We start from the raw sequence: 17,800 nt of genomic DNA on the forward strand, positions 1-17,800 counted from the left end.
CAATTTCCATGCGCTGAACTGCGGATATTCCCTGGCGGAATTTTCGGCCCTTCCACCGTCCCTACGGTCTGCCACATGACACCTACGCGTCGCACTGACCAGGACCGCGTACGCCGCCGCGAGCTTGCCGACGCCGCGGCCGGCTGGAACCCCCAGCGCGGGGACCTCGCCTACGACACCCTTCGCCATGTGAGTGGCGTGGTGGTCGGGCTGCCCGAAGACACGGGCACCAGCTTGCACCAGCTCGTGCCCGAGGGCGGCGGCGAGGGCTGGAGCGCTCCCGTCACCCGCCTCGTGGACCCCGTCGACCAGCCGGAGGACGGCGGGGCCGTCAGGTGACCGGGGAACTCGACCACCACCTCACGGAAATCACTGATCATCGGCTGAGCGGCCGTGAGGTCGCCCATCTGGCAACCGGCCGCAAGGGAGTGGTCTCCCTGATCCTGGAACATCGCGCCAAGATCAGCGGCCGTTTGATCAGGACCGTCGCACACATGCGGCCCCTGGACTCCTCGGGCCGCGAGTGGACCGCCGAAGTAGAAGAACTCCAGCCCATCCGCCCCATCCCGCCGGACATGCCAGCGGGGTACCGATGACCGGGCCACGACCACCCCCATCCGGCGTACACCAACGTAGCTGCCTTCTTTGCCGGCGCGTCCGCCGCGAGACAGCGCCCCAATCCGGATGACGGCCAGGCCCTCACTGAGGGAGGCGGTCGTGACGACCGCAAGGATCGGTGACCTCGTCCATGACGGGCCCGAGCCTGGCAGTTGGGTCTATACGGACCGGCGGCCTGACGGGGTCGTCATCCTCGCCCTGTATACGGCGGTGGCGGGCACACCAAGGTCGCCGAGCATCCCAAAGACCTCCGGGTGATCAAGACCCGCGAGGAGCTGCGGCTCGGAGATCCCTTGTGGGTCTAACCGGCTTCTCCCTGCGGCCCGGCGCGCGCCCCCTCCCACACACCCCCCTCCCACCGCCGGGTGTGTGCGTATCCCCCCTCGAGGGGGCGCGCCTCGGGCCGCAGGGCCCGACGCCTTCGCCAATGCCCCCACCAGAAATGCTCCCTTTCGTTCAGCCCCGAGCACGGGGATCTGACCAGATCAGAAGAGGTGCAGCTCATGGCCAAGACCCAGGTCGCCGCGGCCCCGCCAGCGGCGTACGGGCGCAAGTTCTTACCGCTCCTGTCGGCCGCGCAGATCGACGCGCTGAAGCCGAAGCTCGCGGACGTGATCGAGTACCGGAAGTCGGGCCTGTCGCTCAACCACGTGATCGGCTGCCCGTTGGAGTGTGGCTACTGCATTCGCCACCTGTACTCGAACTTCGACATGAAGAACCCTCGAGCCTTGATGTCGGACGAGGAGGCCGTGGCCGCACTTACGAGCCACCGATACTTCCGGCCGCACATCACCCCGGTTCAGTTGTTCAACAAGGCAACCGACCCGATGCTCCCGGTCGTCAAGCCGCACACGTTCGACTCCCTTCGCCTGTTGGACGAGCAGGGCCTGACCAATCACGTGCTCGTAATCACGCGATGGCGGGTTACTCCCGAGGACTGTGCCATCCTCAATGGCTTCAAGAACATCAAGCTGACAATCCTGGTCACGTACTCCGGTATCGCACACACCGGGATCGAGCCGGTGCCCTCGGACATCGCCGCCACCAGCCTGAAGACCCTGTACGAGCATGCCGAGTCGTACCGAACGATCTTCTACTGGCGGCCCATCGTGCCCGGCCTCAACGACACCCACGAGCACCTCGCCACCGCCAGGGGACTTTCCGAGCACGCCCACGCGTCGGTCTTCACCGGCCTGTTCTTCCGCGACGAGATCGCCGCGTACTACCAGGAGAACGGCCTGCCCTCGCCGTACGAGGACACCGCCCGCCGCAAGATCATGCCCGAGCAGACCGAGAGTCGAATTCTCGACCTGTTCCGGCGCCCGGCCGACAGCGAGGAACCGTGGGGGCCGCTGTTCCGTAAGACCTCCTGCGCTGTGGCGTACGCCCATGGCTTGGCTGACTACAACGGCCACTTTGGGATCAAGGAACTGTGCGACATCTGCCCCAAGCGTCAACTCGGGCTGTGCGCGACAGCGTGGAACGCGCCGGCAAAGCCGGACGCGGATCGACTGGCCGCTGAGCTGGGGGCAACGGGCCCGGTGGAAATCACCGAACGGGCGATCATCACCGAGGGCCTGGACGAGCAGCCTCGCTACTTCATGCAGCACGGCTACGGTTTCCAGGTCCACGACCGCGCCCATCCCCACCGCGAGCGCCGACACGGCCGCGCCGAGATCGGCTGGAGCGGAGGGGACCAAGGAGCCCCCACCCCGTGAACTTCTCCACCTGGCCCCGCCCCCTGTTCGTCGTTGACGTAGAGGGGAACGGGGGCACCCCGCCCGACCTGGTGGAAGTCGCCGCCATCCCCGTCGAGAACGGCGAACCCCAGCCGAACGCGGCCCGCACGTGGCTGGTCAGGCCCCCGGTGCCGATCCCTTCGCGGATCAGCCGCATTCACGGCATCACCAACGAGATGACGGCTGACGCCCCCACCTGGCCTGATGTGGCCGAGCAGGTACACGCCCTGCTGGACGGCGCCTGGATCTGCGCGCACTCCGCATCCGTCGAGTACAGCGTTCTGACCCGACACATGCCCACCTGGAAGCCCGCAGGCGTCATCGACACCCTTCGCCTGGCACGAGCCACGTACCCAGGCCACAAGGGCTTCGGCCTCGACGCGCTCATCGCTCACACCGATATCCGCCTGGACGACGTGTCTGGTGCCCGGCATCGCGCCGGATACGACGCCCACGCAACCGCTCTCCTGCTGCACCACCTCGCCGCCCACTACGACACGTGGGAGGCCCTGGCCGCGCGAGCGGTCCCTCCGGGCATGCCTGGCCTGGCACCGACCCCCGAACCAGAGGAGCAGACACTGTGGTGACCAACCCGATCCGCCTCGCCGTAGCCGGCACGCACTCCACCGGTAAGACCACCCTCCTGCGGCGTCTGGAGATGGAACTGCGGGCCACCGGCCGCACCGTGGCCCGCACCCCTGCCTCCTTCGCCGCGAAGGCCGCCGAACTCGGCTTCCCGAAGCTCCAGAACCAGACGCCCGAGTGCACCGAATGGATCATCGCCGCCTCCGCAGCCGCCGCCGTCGAAGCAACGCTGACCGCTGACGTGGTGCTCGTCGACCGCTCCGCCGTCGACCCCGTCGCCTACTACATGGCCGCCTTGGAGCGCTCCGGCCAGGAACCCGATCCGGCCGTGATGGACCGGCTCGTCGGCCTGGTCAAGGCCCAGACCGCCACGTACGACCACCTCGTGGCGACCATCCTGGACCCATCCATCCCGCTGGGAGACACCCGTGACCGTGACCTGGAGTACCGGGCGGCCGTCGACCGGAACGTGCACTCCCTGATCCACAGTCTCAACCTGCCGCACAAGAAGATCACCAGCGCCGACTTCGAAGGTGACGCGGTGGCCGTCCTGGTGGAGCGCATCACCGCCAAGGCGGCAGCGTGAAGCCGCCCGCGGGCACCATCACCCTCGCTGGAAGGCAGGTCTCCCGGGTCGGCCTGGGCACCATGCGTCTGACCGGGCCCGGTACCTGGGGCGACCCGGCCGACGTCGGAGCAGCCGCTGCACTCCTACGCGACGCGGTCCACGAGCACGGCATCACCCACATCGACACCGCTGATTCTTACGGCCCCCACACCGTTGAACAACTGATTCGTAGCGTCCTGCACCCCTACCCGGACCGGCTGGTGATCGCCACCAAGGTCGGCATGCTCCGCACCGGCCCGAACGAGTGGACTCCGCATGGCCACCCCGCTTACCTTCGGGCGAGCGTCGAAGGCAGCCTTCGCCGCCTGGGAGTGGACTGCCTCGACCTCTGCTACCTGCACCGCAATGACCCCCGGGTTCCGTTCCTGGATCAAGTCGGCACCTTGGCCAGCCTCCAGGAGGAGGGGAAGATCGCCCACATCGGCCTGTCCAAGGTCAGCACGGCGGAGATCGACCTCGCCGCGACGCTCGTCACGGTTGCGGCCGTGCAGAACAAGCTGAGCGAGGCCCAGCCGAACGACACCCGAACTGCTGAATACTGCGAGACCCAGGGGATTCCTTACGTCCCTTACGCCCCGCTCGGTGCCGGCGCGCTGGCGCAGGACGGCGGTGCGTCCAAGGCGCTGCGGTGGCTACTCGACCTCGGGGAGAACGTCGCTCCGATTCCCGGCACCAGCTCCCCGGCCCATCTGGGCGAACTCGTCGGCAGCCTCTCGTAGGGCTCGCCAGCCCACTCCAGCCATGGCGACACGCTCAAATCTGCGAGTCTTCGCAACAGTGAGCCCTCTGACTGGGGCGGGCCAGGCCGCCATGAGGGGCTGCCACCGGATCAAGGGCCGCGATGGGCGGGAGCTCGGCACGACAGGCAGGAGGAGAGCGTGGCTCGCGCCAGTAACTACCACAATGATCGGCTACGGCCCATCGAAAGCAGTGTGCCGACAGCGCGGGGCGCATCCCAAGAAGAGCGGGATCGAGCGGCCATGCGGGCCGCAAGCCACGCCCGCTCTTGGGCCGATTGCCTCGACCTACTGGAGGCTCTCGGCCTCGACCCCGAGCGGCTTCTCCAGCTCGGCCGTGAGCGGCGCTGACCGCCATGGAGCGTGGCGGCGGTGAGTAAGGTCACACAGGCACGTGAAAGTGAGGCGCAGGTCGAACCCTTCGCGCCGATCACCGACACGCTGACCACCATTGACGCCGACGGTGAACCGGGAGCACGCGTTGGGCTCATGGCCAACGCGTGACCAACAGCACCCAGAAATAGCCTGAAGTGCTGTGATCGAGGCATCAGCCGGCACAAGCCAAGGGGCCCCGATCAGGGGAGAAACACCTGGTCAGGGGCCCCTTTGTGTACTAGTGCGGCCGGGGGTGGCGGCCTCGGCCGCCCTCCCCTCCCCCGGGCCGTCTCCCCCTCCCGGCCCCCCTTCGGTTCGCATCCATGATGCTCCCGTCATCCTTTCGGCTCACTTCCGGGTGAATTCCCCGAATGCGTACGACACACCCCACCCGGCGTCGATAGCGTGGCAGCACACCCGCGCCACGCCACGAGGAGCCCCCCGCTGTCCAGCCACCTTCCGGCACAGGCCCGCGGAAGCTCCGACCCCTTCCACGGCCCCGGGCTGGCGCGGTTCAACGCCCTGACCCCCGAGGCGGCCGAGGCGGCGCTGATGCACTGCTGCGGCAGCCGGCGCTGGGCCCACCGGGTCGCGATACACCGCCCGTACCCCGATTCCGGCGCGCTGCTCGCCGCCGCGGACGAGGCCTCGTACGACCTCTCGCAGGCGGACCTGACGGAGGCCCTGGCCGCCGAGTCCTCCGCGGAACTGGAGCACGGGGCACCGTACGCCGCCCTGCTCGCCCTCGACGCGGGGCACGCGGAGTACGAGCGCAAGTTCGGCCACGCCTTCGTCATCTGCCTCGAAGGGCGCACGCCGGAGGAGCAGGCCGACCAGCTGCTGGCGGCGATCCGGCGCCGGATGGGGCACGACGTGGACGAGGAGCGCTCCCTCTCCGCCGACGAGCTGCGCCGCCTCGCCCAGGCCCGACTGTGCGACCTGACACATTGGCTGACGTCTTCCGATGGCCTGACTGGGGCGGAAATGGGGCTATTCGCCCCTGTCGGATAGTCCGTCCGAGCCTGTTTGATCACACCGATGGCCCCCGCGCGAAGGAACCGACAAAGCGTCGCTACGATGTCCGGGGCCGGAGGACCGTACCCGGCCGGGCCCGACCGACAAAGAAGCCGGCTGGCCCCCGCCCCGCTTCCGGAGGGTTTTCCGTGCCGGCTGGAACGTTGTACCGCGGCCGGGAAGGAATGTGGTCATGGGTGGCTCATCGAGTCACCGGCGTCCTCATTTTCTTCTTCCTGTTCGTACACGTCCTCGACACCGCACTCGTCCGCGTCTCCCCCGAGGCGTACGACGATGTGGTGGCTACCTACAAGACGCCGATCGTCGCGCTGCTGGAGTACGGCCTCGTCGCCGCAATCCTGTTCCACGCGCTGAACGGCCTGCGCGTCATCGCAGTGGACTTCTGGTCCAAGGGCCCGCGCTACCAGAAGCACATGCTCTGGTACGTCGTGGGCATCTGGATCGCGCTGATGATCGGGGCCATCTACCCCATCCTCAGCCACGCCTACCTTGAACTGTTCGGGAAGTGACACGCATGTCTTCTGACACTTCTTCCGCCAAGGTCATCGGTGACGTTGAAGGCGTGAGCCTCTACGACGTCGACAACCCGGCGCCGTACATCGAGGCCCCGCGCAAGCGCACGGGCAAGACCCCGCGCTCGACCCGCGGCAACTTCGAGATGGTCGCGTGGCTCTTCATGCGCCTCTCGGGCATCGTGCTCGTCGTCCTCGTCATCGGCCACCTGCTGATCCAGCTGGTGCTCGACGGCGGCGTCTCCAAGATCGGTTTCGCCTTCGTGGCCGGTCGCTGGGCGTCCCCGTTCTGGCAGATCTGGGACCTGCTGATGCTGTGGCTGGCGATGCTGCACGGCGCCAACGGCCTGCGCACCGTCATCAACGACTACGCGGAGCGCGCCAACACGCGGCTGTGGCTGAAGGGCCTGCTCTACACCGCCACGGTGTTCACCATCCTTCTGGGCACGCTGGTGATCTTCACCTTCGACCCGAACATCCGCTAGGCAACGGGGCTGAGGCGAAACCAATGAAGATCCACAAGTACGACACCGTCATCGTCGGCGCGGGCGGCGCGGGCATGCGCGCCGCCATCGAGTCGACGAAGCGCAGCCGCACCGCCGTGCTGACGAAGCTCTACCCCACCCGCTCCCACACGGGCGCCGCGCAGGGCGGCATGGCCGCCGCGCTGGCCAACGTGGAAGAGGACAACTGGGAGTGGCACACCTTCGACACGGTCAAGGGCGGTGACTACCTGGTCGACCAGGACGCCGCCGAGATCCTGGCGAAGGAGGCCATCGACGCGGTCCTCGACCTGGAGAAGATGGGCCTGCCGTTCAACCGCACCCCGGACGGCACCATCGACCAGCGCCGCTTCGGCGGCCACTCGCGCAACCACGGCGAGGCCCCGGTCCGCCGGTCCTGCTACGCCGCGGACCGCACCGGCCACATGATCCTCCAGACGCTGTACCAGAACTGCGTCAAGGAGGGCGTGGAGTTCTTCAACGAGTTCTACGTCCTGGACCAGCTCCTGGTCGAGGAGGACGGCGTCAAGAAGTCGGCCGGCGTGGTCGCGTACGAGCTCGCCACCGGCGAGATCCACGTGTTCCAGGCGAAGGCCGTCATCTACGCCTCCGGCGGCACCGGCAAGTTCTTCAAGGTGACCTCCAACGCGCACACCCTCACGGGTGACGGCCAGGCGGCCTGCTACCGCCGCGGCCTGCCGCTGGAGGACATGGAGTTCTTCCAGTTCCACCCGACGGGCATCTGGCGCATGGGCATCCTGCTGACGGAGGGCGCCCGCGGTGAGGGCGGCATCCTCCGCAACAAGGACGGCGAGCGCTTCATGGAGAAGTACGCGCCGGTCATGAAGGACCTCGCGTCCCGTGACGTCGTCTCGCGCTCCATCTACACCGAGATCCGCGAGGGCCGCGGCTGCGGTCCGGCCGGCGACCACGTGTACCTGGACCTGACGCACCTGCCGCCGGAGCAGCTCGACGCGAAGCTCCCGGACATCACCGAGTTCGCGCGCACCTACCTGGGCATCGAGCCGTACACGGACCCGATCCCGATCCAGCCCACCGCGCACTACGCCATGGGCGGCATCCCGACCAACGTCGAGGGTGAGGTCCTCAGCGACAACACCACCGTCGTCCCGGGCCTGTACGCGGCCGGCGAGGTCGCCTGCGTGTCGGTGCACGGCGCGAACCGCCTGGGCACCAACTCGCTGCTGGACATCAACGTCTTCGGCAAGCGCTCGGGCATCGCCGCGGCCAGGTACTCGCAGGAGAACGACTACGTCGAGCTGCCGGAGAACCCGGCGCAGCAGGTGGTCGACCTCGTCGAGCAGCTGCGCGGCTCCACGGGCAACGAGCGGGTCGCCGACCTGCGTCTGGAGCTCCAGGAGACGATGGACGCGTGCGTGATGGTGTTCCGTACGGAGCAGACCATCAAGACGGCGGTCGAGAAGATCGCCGAGCTGCGCGAGCGCTACAAGAACGTGTCCGTGCAGGACAAGGGCAAGCGCTTCAACACGGATCTGCTCGAGGCCATCGAGCTGGGCAACCTGCTCGACCTGGCCGAGGTCATGGCCGTGTCCGCGCTGGCGCGCAAGGAGTCCCGCGGCGGTCACTACCGCGAGGACTACCCGAACCGCGACGACGTCAACTTCATGCGCCACACCATGGCGTACCGCGAGGTCGGCGCCGACGGCAAGGATTCCGTCCGGCTGGACTACAAGCCCGTCGTCGTCACCCGCTACCAGCCGATGGAGCGTAAGTACTGATGGCCACCCCCACCCTGTCCAAGACGGACGCGATGGAGGCCGCGGCCGCGGCCTCGCCGTACATCACGGTCACGTTCCGGATCCGCCGCTACAACCCCGAGATCTCGGACGAGGCGCAGTGGCAGGACTTCCAGATCGAGATCGACCCGAAGGAGCGCGTGCTCGACGGTCTCCACAAGATCAAGTGGGACCTCGACGGCACGCTGACCTTCCGCCGGTCGTGCGCGCACGGCATCTGCGGCTCCGACGCGATGCGGATCAACGGCAAGAACAGGCTCGCCTGCAAGACGCTGATCAAGGACATCAACCCGGAGAAGCCGATCACCGTCGAGGCCATCAAGGGCCTCACGGTGATGAAGGACCTCGTCGTCGACATGGAGCCCTTCTTCCAGGCGTACCGGGACGTCATGCCGTTCCTGGTCACCACGGGCAACGAGCCGACGCGCGAGCGCCTGCAGTCCGCCGAGGACCGCGAGCGCTTCGACGACACCACCAAGTGCATCCTGTGCGCCGCGTGCACGTCCTCGTGCCCGGTGTTCTGGAACGACGGCCAGTACTTCGGCCCGGCGGCGATCGTGAACGCGCACCGCTTCATCTTCGACAGCCGTGACGAGGCGGGCGAGCAGCGTCTTGAGATCCTCAACGACAAGGACGGCGTGTGGCGTTGCCGCACGACGTTCAACTGCACCGACGCGTGCCCGCGCGGCATCGAGGTCACGAAGGCGATCCAGGAAGTCAAGCGTGCGCTGATCACGCGCCGCTTCTGATCCCCTCGGCGCCCCCGGCCCGTACACGAGGCCCCGTACCCGGAGTTGCTCCGGGTACGGGGCCTCGCGCGTGCTCCGCGGCTTACCCGGTTACGGGGTACAGGCTTGGTGCGCGCTGTGGAAGGATCGGCCACATGAGCGAGCAGCAGCCGAATCCGTACGCAGGCGATCCGGGCTACACCGGCCGGCCGGGACAGCCGGGCCAGCCCGGTCAGCCCGGCCACGGCGACTACAAGTGGGGCCCGGGCGAGGCCGGTTACGGCTACCCGCAGCCCTACCCGGCGGCCCCGGCCTACCAGCCGACCATGGGCGCCGGCATGCCGGCCCCGGTCCCCGCGCCCGGCGGCGGCGGTGCGGGCATGTCCCTCGGCGACATCACCATCGCGGGGGACCAGATCATCACCCCGTCGGGCACGATGCCGCTGCGGGGCGCGATGTGGAACGCGACGGACTTCTCGCGCACCGAGGAGAAGATCCCGACCCACGCGATCATCCTGGCGGTCATCTTCTTCCTGTTCTGCCTGCTCGGCCTGCTGTTCCTCCTGATGAAGGAGAAGAAGACCACCGGCTACATCCAGATCACGGTGACCAGCGGCGGCCGCCACCACTCCACGATGATCCCGGCCCAGGACCAGAACACGTACCCGTGGGTGATGTCCCAGCTCAACTTCGCCCGGTCGCTGAGCATCTGAGGACACCGGCCCCGAAACGCGGTGGCGGGCGGGGGAGGAGGCCGCCGGAGTCCCTTCACCCGATCCGGTGAGCAGCCCGCTTACGGGACGCGCGCGTGCCACCGTCCTACGATGATGCTCTCGACCCAGCCCACGGGAGGTCCGGAATGTCCACAGCGCCCGTCGAGCACCCTGAGTACGCCGGCGGGGAGGAGTCTCTGACCCTCCTCGAAGAGGCCGCCCAGCTCATGGAGCGGAACCCCGGCTACCGCGTCGAGATCATCGGAGGCATCCTCACCGTGACCCCGCCCCCGGACCTCCCGCACGCGCGAGTCCTGACCGACCTCATGCTGCCGTTCCTGAGCGCCGGCCTGCACGGACCCGAGTCCCAGGTCGTACAGGGCGTCGGCCTGTGGCTACCCGACGGTCCGGAGGACTACGCGATCCCCGACCTCTCCGTGGTCAACGCCGACATCGACGAGCATCTGATCGAGTTCAACTGCTACGACCCGGCGGCCTTCCGCCTCGTCCTGGAAGTCACCTCGTCGAACTACAACAACGACCTGCGCGCCAAGGCCGCCGCCTACGCCCAGGCGCGGGTCCCCGTCTATGTCATCGTCAACCGCAAGCACCAGCGGCTGCACGTCCTGACCGACCCCGCCGGCGGGACGTACGACAGCCACCGCGTCCTTGCCGCCGGCGAGCTCGCCACCCTCCCCGACTCCCTCGGGGCCAAGGTGACGCTCGATGTCGGGGAACTCCTGGCTACGGGTCGGCCGCAGCCGCGCAAAAAGGCCGTTCCGCCGGCCTCGGAGGAGACCTCCTAGGGCTGCCGTTCGCACGTCACAGGACTGCTTCGGCGTCGCCGAGGGGCACCACGCGGGTACGTTCGCCACCGCCGGCAGACGCACTGTCTGTCCATCCCGCCCGGCGCAGGGCGGGCCGGGTCACTGCTTGCGTTCGGACGCGCTGCGTTCCACGCAGAACTCGTTGCCCTCCGGGTCGGCCAGGGTGACCCAGCCCGTGCCGTCGGGGTTGCGGTGGTCGCCGACGACGGTGGCGCCGAGGGCGATGATGCGTTCCACCTCCTCGTCGCGCGTGCGGTCCTGCGGCTGGAGGTCCACGTGCACGCGGTTCTTCACGGCCTTGGCGTCGGGCACCGTCACGAACAGCAGGTCCGCGCCGGGCGTCGTGACCAGTGCCTCGGGGTCGCCCGGGAAATCCTCGTCGGACAGCTTGCCGTCGAGGACGCCGGCCCAGAACTGCCCCTGGGCGTAGGCGTCGGAGCAGTCGAACGTGAGGTGTCGTACGAGAGAAGTCATACGGCGGACTATCGGACAGGGGTGCGTGGGCTGTCCACCGAATTCGCGGGGGCCCCGGGGCGCCGGAGCCGGTCTGTGATGGAGTGGCTCCATGACCGACTTCGAGACGATCACGGTTCCGGACCACCTCTGCGGATACCCGGGCGTCGCCTTCGGCGGCTACGTGGCGGGACTGCTCGCCGGGCGGGCCGCTGCGAAGACCGTACGGGTGGACTTCCGCCGGCCGGCGCCGACCGGGGTGCCGGTCCTGCTGGCCGGTACGGCCGACGGGGGCGCCGAACTCACCTCAGGTGAGCTGCTGTTGGCCGTCGCCACGCCCGCCGGGCTGGGTACGGACGCATCCGACGTGCCCGAGGCGCCGTCCTGGGCGGCGGCCTCGGCCGCGGCCGAGGCCTACCGGGCGGCCCCGCCGGACGGGTCGACGGACTGCTTCGGCTGCGGTCTGGACCGTACGCCCGCCACGGGACTGCGCCAGCACTGCGGACTGGTGCCGGGCGGCGGTGGCGCCGGCCTGGTCGCCACCGCCTGGACCCCCGCGCCCGAACTCGCCGGTCCTGACGGGCTGTTGCCGCCGGAGCTGGTGTGGGGGTCGCTGGACTGCCCGGGGAACGCGGCCGGGCGCCTGCTCGGCGGCCGCGCGGCCGGCGCGGTCACGGCGGCGCTGACGGCGCGGCTGCTGCGGCCGGTTCCGGTCGGCGAAGGCCTGGTCACCTACGCGTGGCTGCTCGGCTCGGAGGGCCGCAAGTACACGGTCGGCACGGCCCTGGCCACGGCCGACGGCGACCTCTGCGCCTTCGCCGAGGCCCTGTGGGTGCAGCCGCGCCAGGCGGTGTAGGCGGGCCCGGACGGCCTGTGCGGCCCGGCCGGTCCGGCCGGTCCGGGCAGGCGTCAGCCGGTCGTGGCCGGTGTCTCCTTCATCCGGTCGACGACCGCCCGGGCCATGACGGCGGTGGTGAACACGACCGTGCCGGGCTTGATCCTGGAGCCGGCCTGGAACACCTTCTTCCTGCGGACCCGGCTGAGCCGCACCCTCAAGATCCGGAAGCGCCTGGTCCCGGAGAAGAACGAGGTCCGCGCCGTCGACGAGCGGTGGGACGTCACGTGGGCCGGGAACACGCCGCGGCTGGCGATCGCGGCCGAGCAGTCCCGCGGCCAGGTGAGGACGGTGTCCAAGCGGTGGTCGGTCGAGCGCGGGGAGGACGGCGAGATGCGCCGGACGGAGATTTTCGACTTCGACACCGCCCAGCTGAAGGACCCCCTGCGCGAGGCCGTCCTCGCCGCCGGATGGACCTGGCGCGGAGTGGTGTTCAAGCTCTGACGGCCGCCGCCTCCGGGCCCGCTTCGGCCGGCCCCCGGTTGCCCGGCATCCCTCCGCACGGCTTCGAGCCGCGTCCCGCCGCCCAGGCGCGGGGCGCGGCTTTCGCGTTCCGCGGCACGGGCGCGACGGCCCGCCGCGACATTTGCTTGAACCTGTTCAAAAAAGGCCCTACAGTGATCCTCGTCAGCAGTTGAACACGTTCAAGGGGGCTGAGGGCATGGACCTCACCGTGATCGCGTACGTCATCTACCTGCTCATCAGCATCGGGCTCACCGTCTGGGTCGCCCGTACGCTCAGCCGTAACGGCCGCGTCTTCATCGGCGACGTCCTCCAGGGGAACGAGAAGCTCGCGGACGCGGTCAACCAGCTCCTGGTGGTCGGCTTCTACCTCGTGAACATCGGCTTCGTGACCCTCTACCTCCGCTCGGGCGAGGAGATAGTCGAGGCCCGCCACCTCTTCGAGGCGCTCTCGGTCAAGCTCGGCGTCGTCCTGCTCGTCCTCGGGGTCATGCACCTCGGCAACGTCTGGGTCCTGAACAAGATGCGCCGCCGCGGCCTCATGGAGCGCCAGCAGACCCCGCCGGTCGCCCCGCAGGGGTGGACCGCTCCGGCCGGGGCCTGACCGATGGCCGCCCCCGGGTCGGCGGTGCGCCACCTGACCGTGCTCTACGACGCGAACTGTCCGCTCTGCGTGCACATCAGGCACTGGCTGCTCGCCCAGCGATGGCTGGTACCGCTGCGGCTCGTCCCGGCCGCGTCCTTCGAGGCGCGGCGCCGGTTCCCGGGGCTCGACCACGAGTCGACGCTGCGGGAGATCACCGTGATCGGGGACTCCGGGCAGGTGTGGACCGGGACCGACGCCTTCATCGTGTGCCTGTGGGCGCTGGTCGAACACCGGCCGAAGGCCAACTGGCTCGCCACCCCCGCCGGGCGGCCGTTCGCCCGCGCCGCCATGCACACCGCCTCGAAGTGGCGGGCTGCGGTACGGACCGAGGGTCACCCCCAGGGGGCGCAGGACCCGGCCTGTGACGACCAGTGCTCCGTCCCCCGATAGGCTCGTGCACCGTGACTGATCAGAAGGCTCCCAAGAGCGAGCAGACCCGCACGCTCATCCTCGAAACCGCGCTCCGTCTCTTCCAGGAGCGCGGCTTCGACAAGACGACGATGCGGGGTATCGCGAAGGAGGCCGGTGTCTCGGTCGGCAACGCCTATTACTACTTCGAGTCGAAGGAACACCTCGTCCAGGGCTTCTACGACCGGATCGGGGCCGCCCACCAGGCGGCGGTCCGGCCCATCCTGGACAACGAGACCGATCTGCAGAAGCGGCTCGCGGGCGTGCTGACCAGTTGGATGGACATCGCGGCCCCGTACCACGAGTTCGCCTCGCAGTTCTTCAAGAACGCGGCGGACCCCGAAAGTCCGCTCAGCCCGTTCTCGCCGGAGTCGGAGGACGCGCGGCAGGCGGCGATCAACGTCCACCGCGAGGTGCTCGCGGGGGCGAAGACCAAGGTGCCGGCCGAGCTGGCCGACGTACTGCCCGAGTTGATGTGGCTCTCGCAGATGGGCCTGGTCCTGTACTGGGTCTTCGACCGGTCGCCGAACAGCGAGAAGACGCGGCGGCTGGCCGAGCGCGGTGCGCAGCTGACGACGCGGGGCATCGTGCTGGCCCGGTTCAGGGTGCTGCGGCCGCTGGTGCGCGAGGTCCACGAACTGTTCGCGGACTTCCTGCCCGGCATGGCGCAGACGGCCACGGCGGGCGCCCGCAAGCGGGCCTCGGACCCGGACCCGGAGCCCGGGCCGGACCTCGGCCCGGAGCCGGACCACGCGGACTCGAAGGCGGACCACGCGGACTCGAAGGCGGCGGGCCGGAAGTCGGCGCGCTCGAAGTCCGGGGGCCCGAAGTCCGGGAGCCCGAAGTCCGCGTAGGCCCTGGACACCCCTACAGCCAGTCGAGTTCCCACAGGCGCCACACGCCCGTCCCGTCGGACAGGTACTGGGCACCGGTGACGGCCTCGCGGGACATCACGTAGTCCTTCTTCTGCCAGATCGGCACCATCGGGACCTGCTGGGCGACCAGCTTCTGCAGCTCGCGGAAGTCGGCGGCCGCCCCGGCCCGGTCCGAGTGCGACTGGGTACGGGCGACCAGGCCGTCCACGGCCTGGTCGGAGAAGCCGTTGTTCATGGAGGAGTCGGTGCCGACCAGCGGGGCGAGGAAGTTGTCCGCGTCGGGGAAGTCGGCGATCCAGCCGATCGTGTAGGCGTCGAACTCGCCCGCCGCGTAGGCCTTCTGGAAGTCGGCCCACTGCTCCACCGGCTTGACGTTCAGCTGGAAGAGCCCGGTCGACTCCAACTGCCGCTTGAGCTCGTCGGCCTCGGCGAGGTTCGCGCCGCGCGCGTTGACCCCGACGGTGAGCGGGACGGGGGCGGTGATGCCGGCGTCCTTGAGCAGCTTCTTGGCGGTGGCCCCGCTGGGCGCCGGGTAGGTGTCGAAGAACGGCGTGCCGTGCGCGGCGATGCCCGCCGGCACCAGGGAGTACAGCGGGGTGACGGTGCCCGAGTAGACCTCGCTCGCCAGCTTGGAGCGGTCGAGCACGGCGGCCACGGCCTGGCGGACGGCGAGGGGCGCGGCGGCCGAGCCGGGGCGGACGTTGAAGACCACGGAGCGGGTCTCGGAGCCACCGGAGGCCTGGTAGCGGGTGTCCTTCAGGCCCGGGTTGAGGGCGGCGAGCACGGCCGGGGGCATCTCCCGGTGGGCGACCTCGACCTCGCGCTCGTTCCAGGCCCGGTCGAGCTGCGCGGAGTCCTTGAAGTAGCGGACGGTGACGGGTGCGCGGGCGGGCTTGGCCTGGCCCTTGTAGGAGGGGTTGGGCCTCAGCTCGGCGCTCGTGCCCGCCTTGTACGCAGCCAGGGAGTACGGGCCGGAGCCGGCGATCTTCCCGTCCTCGCGCAGGGTCTTAGCCGGGTAGGTGTCCTTGTCGACGATGGAGGCGGCGCCCGTCGCGATCTTGAAGGGGAAGGTGGCGTCGCCCGCGGAGAGGTTGAAGGTGACCGTGAGCCCCTCCGCCTTGACCGAGTCCAGGGTGTTGAAGAGGGGGGCCGGCCCCTGGTCGGAGTTGATGGCCTTGATCCGGTCGAAGGAGTGCTTGACGTCCTCGGCGGTGATCGCGCGGCCGCCCGCGAACTTCAGGTCGGGGCGGAGCTCGCACCGGTAGGTGGTGAGCTTCTGGCCGACGAAGGCGCAGGAGGTGGCGGCGTCCGGCACGGGGGTGGACGAGCCGGACTTCAGGGTCAGCAGGGACTGGTAGACGTTGCCGAACAGGGCCCAGGAGCCGGCGTCGTACGCGCCCGCGGGGTCGAGGGAGGAGACGACGTCGCTCGTCCCGACCCGGATGGCGCCGCCGCCGCTGCCCGCTGCGGGCAGCAGCTGCCAGGCACCGACGCCGGCCGCGGCCAGGACCAGCCCGGCCGCGATGATCTTCGAGCGGACAGACCGCATCCCTGAACCCCACCCCTGTACCGCTGACAGCGACGCACTGTCCGATTACCGGTCATCCCATCACGGAATTTTGGCGTCCGGAAGGTTGATTCCCGGCGCTTCGGCGGCGGTTAGCAGGCGGGTCACCGGCGGTTGGCGGCGGTTGGCGGCGGTCAGGCCTGATATGAGGCGAGTTCGACGACCGTGATGTCGGACGGCGCGCCGACCCGCACCGGCGGTCCCCACGCACCGGCCCCGCGCGACACCCACAGCTGGGTGTCGCCGTACCGCTCCAGACCCGCGACGGTGGGGTTGGCGAGCTCGGCAAGGTAGTTGCCGGGCCAGAGCTGGCCGCCGTGGGTGTGGCCGGAGAGCTGGAGGTCGACGCCGTGCTTGACGGCGTCGTGGATCACGACGGGCTGGTGGGCGAGGAGGACGGCGGTACGGGCGCGGTCGCGGTCGCCGAGCGCCGCCGCGAAGTCGGGGCCGTGGCCCTCGCTCTCGCCCGCGATGTCGTTCACCCCGGCGAGGTCGAAGTACGGGAGGGCGTGGCGGGCGTTCTCCAGCGGGTTCAGGCCGAGCTCGCGGACGTGGTCGACCCACTGCTGGGCGCCGGAGAAGTACTCGTGGTTCCCGGTCACGAAGTACGTGCCGTGGCGGGCGGTGAGCCCGCGCAGCGGCTCGGCGGCCGGACCGAGGTCCCGGACGTCGCCGTCGACGAGGTCGCCGACGATGGCGATGAGGTCGGGCTGGGTCCGGTTGACGGTGTCGACGATGCGCTGGGTGTGGGCACGGCCCAGGATCGGGCCGAGGTGGACGTCGCTGACGACGGCGATCCGGAAGCCGTGCGCGGCGCGCGGCAGCTTGGCCAGGGGGACCTGCACGCGGCGGACGCTGGGGCCGCGCAGGACGCCGTGCGATCCGTACGCCCCGTTCGCGACGGTCCCGAGGGCCACGGCGGCGGCCGCGCCGCCGAGGGTGCGCGCGACGAACCGGCGGCGGGTCAGCTCGCCCGCGGCGGGCGCGGCGGGCTCGTCCGGGACGACGGGTGCGACGGGCGGGGCGACGGCGGTGGTGGTCGTCGCGGCCGTGCCGGCGCCGTCCTGGCGGGCGTCCCCGGAGGCCGTCTCCGCCACCCGGGAGGGGACGCGGTGGGCCAGTCGGCGGAGCAACAGCGCGCGGATCGGCTCCGCGACCAGCATCGTCAGGGTCAGGTACAGGAGTACCGCGAGCCAGAGGAACCCGGGCCAGGACACGGCCTGCTGGAGCGGGAAGGGAACGCCCGCGCGGCCCGCGGTCAGCGCGGCCAGGGAGAGGAGGGGCAGGGCGATGGCCAAGGCGGTGCCGATGCGGCGGGGCAGGCCGCCGGGGGCCGTGGTGTCGCGGACCAGGCGGGTCCACAGCCACCGGTGGACCAGCACCAGGAGGGCGATGACCGCGAGCGCGACCAGCGCGAAGACGGCGGCTCTCATGCGTTCTGCTCCTTACGTGATTCACGCCGCAGCGCCCGGACACCGCGCAACCCGATCACTCCGACGGCCGTCCCCAGGAGAAAGGACGTCACCGCGAGCGTCAGGTGCACCCAGAAGTAGGCCGTGGGGTCGCCCGCCGCATCGAATGCCTGCCCGCTGCCGTTCTTCCACAGGTTCCGGACGAAAGACACCCAGATGAACCAGCTCCACACTCCGAAGGAGAGCAGGAACCAGGAGGCGGTACGGCTGAGTCTCATGGCCCCAGTATCGGATCGGTCCCCAG

Annotated in this window: 23 protein-coding genes; 19 read left to right on the forward strand and 4 right to left on the reverse strand. The window is 69.7% G+C overall.

Features of this window, described 5'->3' with window-relative positions; genetic code table 11:
- The first annotated feature begins 75 nt into the window (after positions 1–75).
- The 14 genes from ACFWP3_RS06085 to ACFWP3_RS06150 all read left to right on the forward strand — a co-directional run bounded on the left by ACFWP3_RS06085 (position 76) and on the right by ACFWP3_RS06150 (position 10,757).
- Positions 76–339, forward strand: a complete 264-nt coding sequence (locus ACFWP3_RS06085) for a hypothetical protein (protein WP_384216653.1) — start codon at positions 76–78, stop codon at positions 337–339.
- Positions 336–596 (forward strand): hypothetical protein, encoded by a 261-nt coding sequence (locus ACFWP3_RS06090; protein WP_384216654.1) that lies wholly within the window; start codon positions 336–338, stop codon positions 594–596. Before ACFWP3_RS06085 ends, ACFWP3_RS06090 begins: the two co-directional genes overlap by 4 nt.
- A 525-nt stretch (positions 597–1,121) precedes the next feature.
- Positions 1,122–2,336, forward strand: a complete 1,215-nt coding sequence (locus ACFWP3_RS06095; protein ID WP_384216656.1) for a radical SAM protein — start codon at positions 1,122–1,124, stop codon at positions 2,334–2,336.
- The gene (locus ACFWP3_RS06100) at positions 2,333–2,944 is read left to right on the forward strand and encodes an exonuclease domain-containing protein (protein ID WP_384216658.1); all 612 of its coding nucleotides are present in this window, start codon (positions 2,333–2,335) and stop codon (positions 2,942–2,944) included. Before ACFWP3_RS06095 ends, ACFWP3_RS06100 begins: the two co-directional genes overlap by 4 nt.
- The gene (locus ACFWP3_RS06105; protein WP_384216659.1) at positions 2,941–3,528 is read left to right on the forward strand and encodes an AAA family ATPase; all 588 of its coding nucleotides are present in this window, start codon (positions 2,941–2,943) and stop codon (positions 3,526–3,528) included. The genes ACFWP3_RS06100 and ACFWP3_RS06105 overlap by 4 nt, the downstream gene beginning before the upstream one ends.
- A complete protein-coding gene (locus ACFWP3_RS06110; RefSeq protein ID WP_384216661.1) occupies positions 3,525–4,289 on the forward strand; it encodes an aldo/keto reductase in 765 nt (254 codons plus the stop codon). Before ACFWP3_RS06105 ends, ACFWP3_RS06110 begins: the two co-directional genes overlap by 4 nt.
- A gap of 390 nt (positions 4,290–4,679) precedes the next feature.
- Positions 4,680–4,811: a hypothetical protein gene (locus ACFWP3_RS06115; RefSeq protein ID WP_384216663.1), complete on the forward strand. Its 132-nt coding sequence runs from the start codon at positions 4,680–4,682 to the stop codon at positions 4,809–4,811.
- 276 nt (positions 4,812–5,087) lie between these two features.
- Entirely contained in the window at positions 5,088–5,693 is a 606-nt protein-coding gene (locus tag ACFWP3_RS06120; RefSeq protein ID WP_384216665.1) for a 2-oxo-4-hydroxy-4-carboxy-5-ureidoimidazoline decarboxylase, read from the forward strand.
- Between the two features lie 152 nt (positions 5,694–5,845).
- On the forward strand, positions 5,846–6,226 hold the full coding sequence (gene sdhC / locus ACFWP3_RS06125; RefSeq protein ID WP_384216667.1) for a succinate dehydrogenase, cytochrome b556 subunit: 381 nt from the start codon (positions 5,846–5,848) through the stop codon (positions 6,224–6,226).
- Positions 6,227–6,231: 5 nt separating this feature from the next.
- On the forward strand, positions 6,232–6,714 hold the full coding sequence (locus tag ACFWP3_RS06130; protein ID WP_384216669.1) for a succinate dehydrogenase hydrophobic membrane anchor subunit: 483 nt from the start codon (positions 6,232–6,234) through the stop codon (positions 6,712–6,714).
- A gap of 23 nt (positions 6,715–6,737) precedes the next feature.
- Positions 6,738–8,492: a succinate dehydrogenase flavoprotein subunit gene (gene sdhA, locus ACFWP3_RS06135; protein WP_384216671.1), complete on the forward strand. Its 1,755-nt coding sequence runs from the start codon at positions 6,738–6,740 to the stop codon at positions 8,490–8,492.
- Positions 8,492–9,259: a succinate dehydrogenase iron-sulfur subunit gene (locus tag ACFWP3_RS06140; protein ID WP_384216673.1), complete on the forward strand. Its 768-nt coding sequence runs from the start codon at positions 8,492–8,494 to the stop codon at positions 9,257–9,259. Before sdhA ends, ACFWP3_RS06140 begins: the two co-directional genes overlap by 1 nt.
- Positions 9,260–9,393: 134 nt before the next feature.
- Positions 9,394–9,951 (forward strand): hypothetical protein, encoded by a 558-nt coding sequence (locus ACFWP3_RS06145; protein WP_384216675.1) that lies wholly within the window; start codon positions 9,394–9,396, stop codon positions 9,949–9,951.
- Positions 9,952–10,097: 146 nt separating this feature from the next.
- Positions 10,098–10,757, forward strand: a complete 660-nt coding sequence (locus ACFWP3_RS06150; protein WP_384216677.1) for a Uma2 family endonuclease — start codon at positions 10,098–10,100, stop codon at positions 10,755–10,757.
- 120 nt (positions 10,758–10,877) lie between these two features.
- Here the strand turns inward: ACFWP3_RS06150 and ACFWP3_RS06155 are convergent, their stop codons facing one another.
- The gene (locus tag ACFWP3_RS06155; RefSeq protein WP_384216679.1) at positions 10,878–11,252 is read right to left on the reverse strand and encodes a VOC family protein; all 375 of its coding nucleotides are present in this window, start codon (positions 11,250–11,252) and stop codon (positions 10,878–10,880) included.
- A gap of 91 nt (positions 11,253–11,343) precedes the next feature.
- On the opposite strand from ACFWP3_RS06155, the gene ACFWP3_RS06160 reads away from it, so the two are divergent.
- From ACFWP3_RS06160 to ACFWP3_RS06180, 5 genes are all read left to right on the forward strand, one after another.
- Positions 11,344–12,087, forward strand: coding sequence for a PaaI family thioesterase (locus ACFWP3_RS06160; protein WP_384216681.1), 744 nt, complete (start codon positions 11,344–11,346; stop codon positions 12,085–12,087).
- A gap of 63 nt (positions 12,088–12,150) precedes the next feature.
- Complete coding sequence (locus ACFWP3_RS06165) at positions 12,151–12,570, forward strand: hypothetical protein (protein WP_384216682.1); 420 nt, start codon at positions 12,151–12,153, stop codon at positions 12,568–12,570.
- 217 nt (positions 12,571–12,787) lie between these two features.
- The gene (locus ACFWP3_RS06170) at positions 12,788–13,192 is read left to right on the forward strand and encodes a hypothetical protein (RefSeq protein ID WP_384216684.1); all 405 of its coding nucleotides are present in this window, start codon (positions 12,788–12,790) and stop codon (positions 13,190–13,192) included.
- A 3-nt stretch (positions 13,193–13,195) separates the two neighbouring features.
- Positions 13,196–13,624, forward strand: a complete 429-nt coding sequence (locus ACFWP3_RS06175; RefSeq protein ID WP_384216686.1) for a thiol-disulfide oxidoreductase DCC family protein — start codon at positions 13,196–13,198, stop codon at positions 13,622–13,624.
- A gap of 11 nt (positions 13,625–13,635) precedes the next feature.
- Complete coding sequence (locus ACFWP3_RS06180) at positions 13,636–14,496, forward strand: TetR family transcriptional regulator (RefSeq protein ID WP_384216688.1); 861 nt, start codon at positions 13,636–13,638, stop codon at positions 14,494–14,496.
- Between the two features lie 13 nt (positions 14,497–14,509).
- Here the strand turns inward: ACFWP3_RS06180 and ACFWP3_RS06185 are convergent, their stop codons facing one another.
- The 3 genes from ACFWP3_RS06185 to ACFWP3_RS06195 all read right to left on the reverse strand — a co-directional run bounded on the left by ACFWP3_RS06185 (position 14,510) and on the right by ACFWP3_RS06195 (position 17,774).
- On the reverse strand, positions 14,510–16,066 hold the full coding sequence (locus tag ACFWP3_RS06185) for an ABC transporter substrate-binding protein (protein ID WP_384216690.1): 1,557 nt from the start codon (positions 16,064–16,066) through the stop codon (positions 14,510–14,512).
- Positions 16,067–16,218: 152 nt separating this feature from the next.
- On the reverse strand, positions 16,219–17,517 hold the full coding sequence (locus ACFWP3_RS06190) for a metallophosphoesterase (RefSeq protein WP_384216692.1): 1,299 nt from the start codon (positions 17,515–17,517) through the stop codon (positions 16,219–16,221).
- Positions 17,514–17,774: an SCO4848 family membrane protein gene (locus ACFWP3_RS06195; RefSeq protein ID WP_384216694.1), complete on the reverse strand. Its 261-nt coding sequence runs from the start codon at positions 17,772–17,774 to the stop codon at positions 17,514–17,516. Before ACFWP3_RS06195 ends, ACFWP3_RS06190 begins: the two co-directional genes overlap by 4 nt.
- Positions 17,775–17,800 lie beyond the last annotated feature (26 nt).

Origin of the sequence: Streptomyces sp. NPDC058525 (genome assembly GCF_042719495.1) — a bacterium.
GTDB lineage: Bacteria > Actinomycetota > Actinomycetes > Streptomycetales > Streptomycetaceae > Streptomyces.